A 5,623-nucleotide genomic window follows, 5' to 3' on the forward strand; every position below is an offset into this window, starting at 1 on the left:
CCGCGGTGCCATGCATTATGCCCGTCTTTCTGAAAGCGTGCATTGGGGCAATCCGGAAGCGGAAGACATGATGGCGTCGATGAGCAAGAACTTCGCATCGCATGGGCTTGATGGCAGTGCGACGGCGCTTGCCAAGATTTCTGGCATGGTTCACCTGCAGGCATCGCTGCTGTCGTTCATGGATGTTTTCTACATCCTGACCATATTGTTTGCTTCGCTCGCGGTCTTCGCTGTGATGATGCGCAAGCCGGGCGCTCCAGCTGGAGGCGGTGGTGGCGGTCACTAAGGATGTGACACCGCGCGCCGTAGTCATTGCAAGATTCTGCCTGAAACGCTTAGCCCCCTAATCTCTATCATATTCCTCGACGTTCGATCTTTCAGACAGCGATGTCGCAGCTAGCAAAATGCGACAGATAGAATCCGCCGGACTGCCGCGGCCAACTCTATTTTTGTCGTTATCGGGCTAATAGCGGCAAGCATCGCACCGCCTGCAGATTTACCGTTTGGCTGAATTGCTAAGCCGCCAAAAAAGTGGTTCACTTCCCCTTACTGCTCAGGAAAAGTCTGTTCATCGGCACGTCACGTGTCTGTCATCCAACTGACACGAGACACCTATATCGGGGTTGCTGAACGTCGAAACAGAGCCAATGACGTATCGCTCAATAGGGGTTTTCAAAATGGTTGGTTACTCAAAACGCTTGCTTGCGCTGTCGACAGCTGTGCTGTTCGCGAGCACGACAATTTCATTCGCGGACGCACCGGCCGAGYTGGTTGCTGCCGCAAAGAAAGAAGGCTCACTGACAACGATCGCGCTGCCACATGACTGGTGCGCTTACGGCGATGTCGTAGCTGGTTTCAAGGCCAAATATGGCCTTGAGGTAAACGAACTCAATCCGGATGCCGGTTCGGGCGACGAGATCGAAGCAATCAAGGCAAACAAGGATAACAAGGGCCCACAGGCGCCTGACGTTATCGATGTTGGCTTTGCTTTCGGTCCATCCGCCAAGAAAGACGGCCTGACGATGCCTTACAAGGTATCGACCTGGGACTCGATCCCGGACAACGTCAAGGATGCCGACGGGCATTGGTATGGCGACTACTATGGTGTTCTCTCGTTCCAGGTAAACACCGATATCGTCAAGACGGTACCAAAGGATTGGGCTGACCTGCTCAAGCCGGAATATGCAAACACCGTTGCTCTCGCAGGTGATCCCCGCGCTTCAAACCAGGCCATTCTTGCCGTTGCGGCTGCCGGTGCATCAACTGGTGCCAAGGCTGGTGCCGATGCTGGGACTGCCGGCTTGAAGTATTTCGCCGACATGAACAAGGCCGGTAATTTTGTGCCGGTCATTGGCAAGTCCGGTACGCTTGCCCAGGGTGCAACCCCGATCATAATCAATTGGGATTACAACGCACTTTCGGGCCGCGACACGCTGAAGGGTAATCCTCCGGTTGAGGTTATCGTACCTGCATCCGGCGTTGTGGCCGGTGTCTACGTTCAGGCAATCAGCGCCTTTGCGCCGCATCCAAATGCAGCAAAGCTCTGGATGGAATACCTCTACTCGGATGAAGGACAGCTAACCTGGCTCAAGGGTTATTGCCACCCGATCCGCTTCAACGATCTTGCCAAGAACAACAAGATCCCGAAGGAACTGCTCGACAAGCTGCCTCCTGCAGCTGCCTATGAAAAGGCGGTCTTCCCGACCCTCGATGAACAGGCTGCCGCCAAAGAAGTCATCACCAAGGATTGGGACAAGGTTGTTGGCGCCAACGTGAAGTAAATACTGGTCGATCGGATCCCCGTGGCACTCGCCGCGGGGATTTGGTTCTATCAAAGGCGCATTGCGCGCAATAAAATTTACGACGTGACGTGACAAGCCGCTTCCGGATTGACTGCCTGGCAGTTTGCCGGCGGCAGCTATATCTTACGCAAGAATGCGGTAGCGAAAACGATGAGTGCGATTTCAGAACCCGGCGCATTGCCTCCGGTCCCCGTCCCGGCAACCGAGCGTAAACGCATGTCGCTCGACTGGCTTGGCGTTATGCCGTTCATTATCTTCGCCGTATTGTTTTTGATATGGCCGACGATCTATCTCATCGCAGGCGCGTTTCAAGACAATGAGGGTAACCTCACCCTCGCCAACATCGCCAATCTCTTCCAGCCGTCCATCATGGACGCCTACTGGATATCGATCAAGATTTCGCTCGCCTCGGCGCTGCTCGGTGCATTGATCGGCTTTTGCATTGCGGCCGCAATCACGCTGGGTGGACTTCCGGGCTGGATCCGTTCGCCGTTGATGACGTTTTCCGGCGTGGCATCAAACTTTGCCGGCGTTCCTTTGGCTTTTGCCTTCCTCGCCACCCTTGGACGAACCGGCCTTGTCACCTCGTTCCTGTTCAACGTGTTCGGCTTCAACCTTTACGCCCACGGCTTCAATCTTCTGAGTTTCTGGGGCCTGACGATCACATACCTCTACTTCCAGATTCCCTTGATGATCCTGATCATCACGCCAGCGCTCGACGGGCTCAAGCGGGAATGGAAAGAGGCTGCACTTATTCTCGGCGCGACCGGCCCGCAATATTGGCGGATGGTGGCCTTCCCGATCCTGTGGCCGGCTTTGCTCGGAACAATCCTTTTGCTCTTTGCAAACTCTTTTGGTGCCATCGCGACAGCCTACGCGCTGACAGGATCGTCTCTCAGCATCGTCCCCATCGTACTTTTTGCGCAAATCCGCGGTGATGTGCTGCAGGATCCACACCTTGGTTATGCACTTGCCTTCGGCATGATCGTCATTACCGGCGTTTCCAATGCGGTCTACATCTGGATGCGCGCCCGCAGCGAGAAGTGGCTGAAATGAAAACGAACCGCATCTGGTCCTGGCTCGCACTCGCCTTCGGTATCATCTATTTTGTGGTGCCGCTGCTCGGCACACTCGAGTTCTCCTTGCGCATGCGGCGCGGCACCTATTCGCTCGATGCCTATTGGGTGATCCTCAGTGATCCGCGTTTCCAACAGACGTTCGGCTATTCGATCGTAATGGCGATCGCGACGATCATCATCGGCGTCGTTCTGGTGGTCCCGACTGCTTATTGGGTGCGCCTGCGCTTGCCGGCATGGCGTCCCGTTCTTGAATTCATCACCCTGCTTCCGCTGGTCATTCCGGCCATCGTTGTCGTGTTCGGCTATATCCGTCTCTACAACACCGCTTCGATCCTGCCGTTGACCGGTTCGGCCATGGGAACGAATATCCTGCTCGCTTTCGGTTATACGATGCTGGCACTGCCTTACATGTACCGGGCGGTGGACACGGGCCTGGGCTCGATCGATATCAGAACCTTGACGGAAGCTGCGGAAAGTCTTGGTGCGAGCCGCGTCACCATCATGGCAAACATCATCCTTCCTAATGTCCTCGTGGCAGTGCTCTCCGGCGCATTCCTGACATTCGCGATCGTCATCGGCGAATTTACCATGGCCGCTCTGCTCAACAGGCCCGCGTTCGGTCCGTTCCTGCAGCTTATCGGGGCGAACCGCGCTTACGAACCTGCGGCTCTTGCCGTTATCGCCTTCGCCATTACCTGGATCTGCATGGGCCTGATCCAGGTCGTTACCCGCTTCAACAAATCACTCGCCGCGACCAAGCGCTGAACGGAAGTCATACAATGTCATTCTTAACCATCAGCCATTTGAAAAAGAGCTTCGGCGCCACGACCGTTGTTCATGATTTCAACCTGAACATCGAGAAAGGCGAGTTCATCTCCTTTCTCGGACCCAGCGGCTGCGGGAAAACGACTGTGCTGCGCATGGTAGCCGGCTTTGAAACGCCGACTTCCGGCGTGATCAGCATCGGCGGAAAGGACGTTGTCAATCTCAAGCCGAACCAGCGCAATATCGGCATGGTTTTCCAGGCATACGCGCTGTTTCCCAATATGACCGTCGCGCAGAATGTTGCCTTTGGCCTCAAGGTGGCAAAGCGGCCACAAGCCGAAATCGACGCGACGGTGCATGAAATGCTGTCGCTGATCAAACTGGACCACCTTTCCGAGCGCTATCCGTACCAGCTCTCGGGCGGTCAGCAACAGCGCGTGGCGCTTGCACGAGCACTGGCCACGAAGCCGCAAGTGCTACTGCTCGATGAGCCCCTCTCGGCGCTCGATGCGAAGATCCGCGTATCGTTGCGCGAAGAAATCCGGGCAATCCAGCGTAAGCTCGGCATCACGACGATCTTCGTCACCCATGACCAGGAAGAGGCCCTGTCGATATCCGATCGCATCGTTGTGATGTATGAGGGCAATGCCGAGCAGGTTGGCGCCCCCTTCGAGATTTACAATCAACCCGCTTCGCGTTTCGTGGCCTCGTTCGTTGGAACACTCAATACGCTCGACGCCGTTGTTCGCGATGCAGGGTCAGGCACGATTACGATTGATGGCAAGGACATTGCAATCGACCGGACACGCCTTAACGGCCACAAGACCGGCGACAAGATTTCGCTCGCGGTTCGCCCGGAGGCTGTCAGCCTTGGCGAAGCCACCGACAAACGCGAAACGACACTCGACGGCAAGATCAACAGCGTACATTTTCTCGGCTCGGTCATCCGCATCCGGGCCTCGTTAGGCGAGAACACCGTGTCGTTCGACACATTCAACAACCCGAGCGCCCCGCCACCGTCTCCGGGCGAGAACGTCAAGGTTAGCCTGGCAGCCAAGGACCTGCTGGTTCTGGGGCATTAGCCGCTGCGATCATGCATCTAACGAAAAAGGGCGCCGATAAAGCGCCCTTTTTCGTTCAGTCAGGGCTACAGGAACTACCCTGCAATCGCTTCGTTCAGTAGCTTCAACGCTGCCTTCTTGGTCAGCTTCACCGGATTGCCGCCCGCAGTCGGGTCAACGATAGCCATATCGGCAATCAGTTCTTTCTGCTTCTTGGTCATGTCGAGGTCGGTGATCAGCCCTGGCAGCGTATGCGGCACCTTCAGCTCCTTACGCAGCTTGAGCACAGCTTTGGCGAAACCGTCGAAACCGCCCTTGATACCGATATAGCTGGCAAGTCTCGCGATACGCTCCTCCACCGCATCGCGGTTGAAAGCCAGCACATAGGGCATGAACACCGCATTGGTCATGCCGTGATGCGTGTCATAGATCGCGCCGATCGGATGCGACAGGGAGTGGATCGCGCCAAGGCCCTTCTGAAACGCGGTCGCTCCCATTGCAGCTGCGCTCATCATATGCGCCCGCGCCGTCAGATCCTTGCCATTGGCATAGGCTTTAGGCAGGTTCTCGAACACCAGCCGAATACCTTCAACAGCGATGCCATCCGCCATCGGGTGGTAGCCAGGAGCGCAATAGGCTTCCAGGCAATGTGCGAGAGCATCCATTCCCGTACCCGCCGTTATGAAACCCGGCATGCCGACTGAGAGCTCCGGGTCGGCGATGACAATCGCCGGCAGGAGTTTCGGATGAAAGATTACCTTCTTCGTATGGGTTTCCTCATTGGTGATGACGCCAGCKCGGCCGACTTCCGAGCCTGTTCCGGCCGTGGTGGGCACGGCGATGATCGGCGCGATGGCGGCGCTGTTGGCGCGGGTCCACCAGTCACCGACATCCTCGAAATCCCATACCGGGCGCG

The 5,623-nt window shown here is 56.5% G+C and carries 5 protein-coding genes and 1 pseudogene; 5 read left to right on the forward strand and 1 reads right to left on the reverse strand.

Annotation, left to right across the window (positions count from 1 at the left end; genetic code table 11):
- The 5 genes and pseudogenes from ACXJ5O_RS17255 to ACXJ5O_RS17275 form a co-directional block, all read left to right on the forward strand.
- Positions 1-286: pseudogene (locus ACXJ5O_RS17255) on the forward strand (MFS transporter); the annotation flags it as partial.
- Positions 287-677: 391 nt separating this feature from the next.
- The gene (locus ACXJ5O_RS17260; protein ID WP_457300956.1) at positions 678-1,781 is read left to right on the forward strand and encodes an ABC transporter substrate-binding protein; all 1,104 of its coding nucleotides are present in this window, start codon (positions 678-680) and stop codon (positions 1,779-1,781) included.
- A gap of 237 nt (positions 1,782-2,018) precedes the next feature.
- The gene (locus ACXJ5O_RS17265; protein ID WP_457300960.1) at positions 2,019-2,858 is read left to right on the forward strand and encodes an ABC transporter permease; all 840 of its coding nucleotides are present in this window, start codon (positions 2,019-2,021) and stop codon (positions 2,856-2,858) included.
- On the forward strand, positions 2,855-3,646 hold the full coding sequence (locus tag ACXJ5O_RS17270) for an ABC transporter permease (protein ID WP_457300957.1): 792 nt from the start codon (positions 2,855-2,857) through the stop codon (positions 3,644-3,646). Before ACXJ5O_RS17265 ends, ACXJ5O_RS17270 begins: the two co-directional genes overlap by 4 nt.
- Positions 3,647-3,660: 14 nt before the next feature.
- Complete coding sequence (locus ACXJ5O_RS17275; RefSeq protein WP_457300958.1) at positions 3,661-4,728, forward strand: ABC transporter ATP-binding protein; 1,068 nt, start codon at positions 3,661-3,663, stop codon at positions 4,726-4,728.
- Between the two features lie 74 nt (positions 4,729-4,802).
- Here ACXJ5O_RS17275 and ACXJ5O_RS17280 read toward each other — a convergent pair.
- On the reverse strand, positions 4,803-5,623 hold an 821-nt coding region (locus ACXJ5O_RS17280; protein ID WP_457300959.1), incomplete at its 5' end, for an iron-containing alcohol dehydrogenase.

The organism is Phyllobacterium sp. P5_D12, from assembly GCF_054049495.1.

Coding starts and splice junctions, on each gene's coding strand:
- ACXJ5O_RS17275 (WP_457300958.1), top strand. CDS start 3,661: ATGTCATTCTTAACCATCAGCCATTTGAAAAAGAGCTTCGGCGCCACG.
- ACXJ5O_RS17270 (WP_457300957.1), top strand. CDS start 2,855: ATGAAAACGAACCGCATCTGGTCCTGGCTCGCACTCGCCTTCGGTATC.
- ACXJ5O_RS17265 (WP_457300960.1), top strand. CDS start 2,019: ATGTCGCTCGACTGGCTTGGCGTTATGCCGTTCATTATCTTCGCCGTA.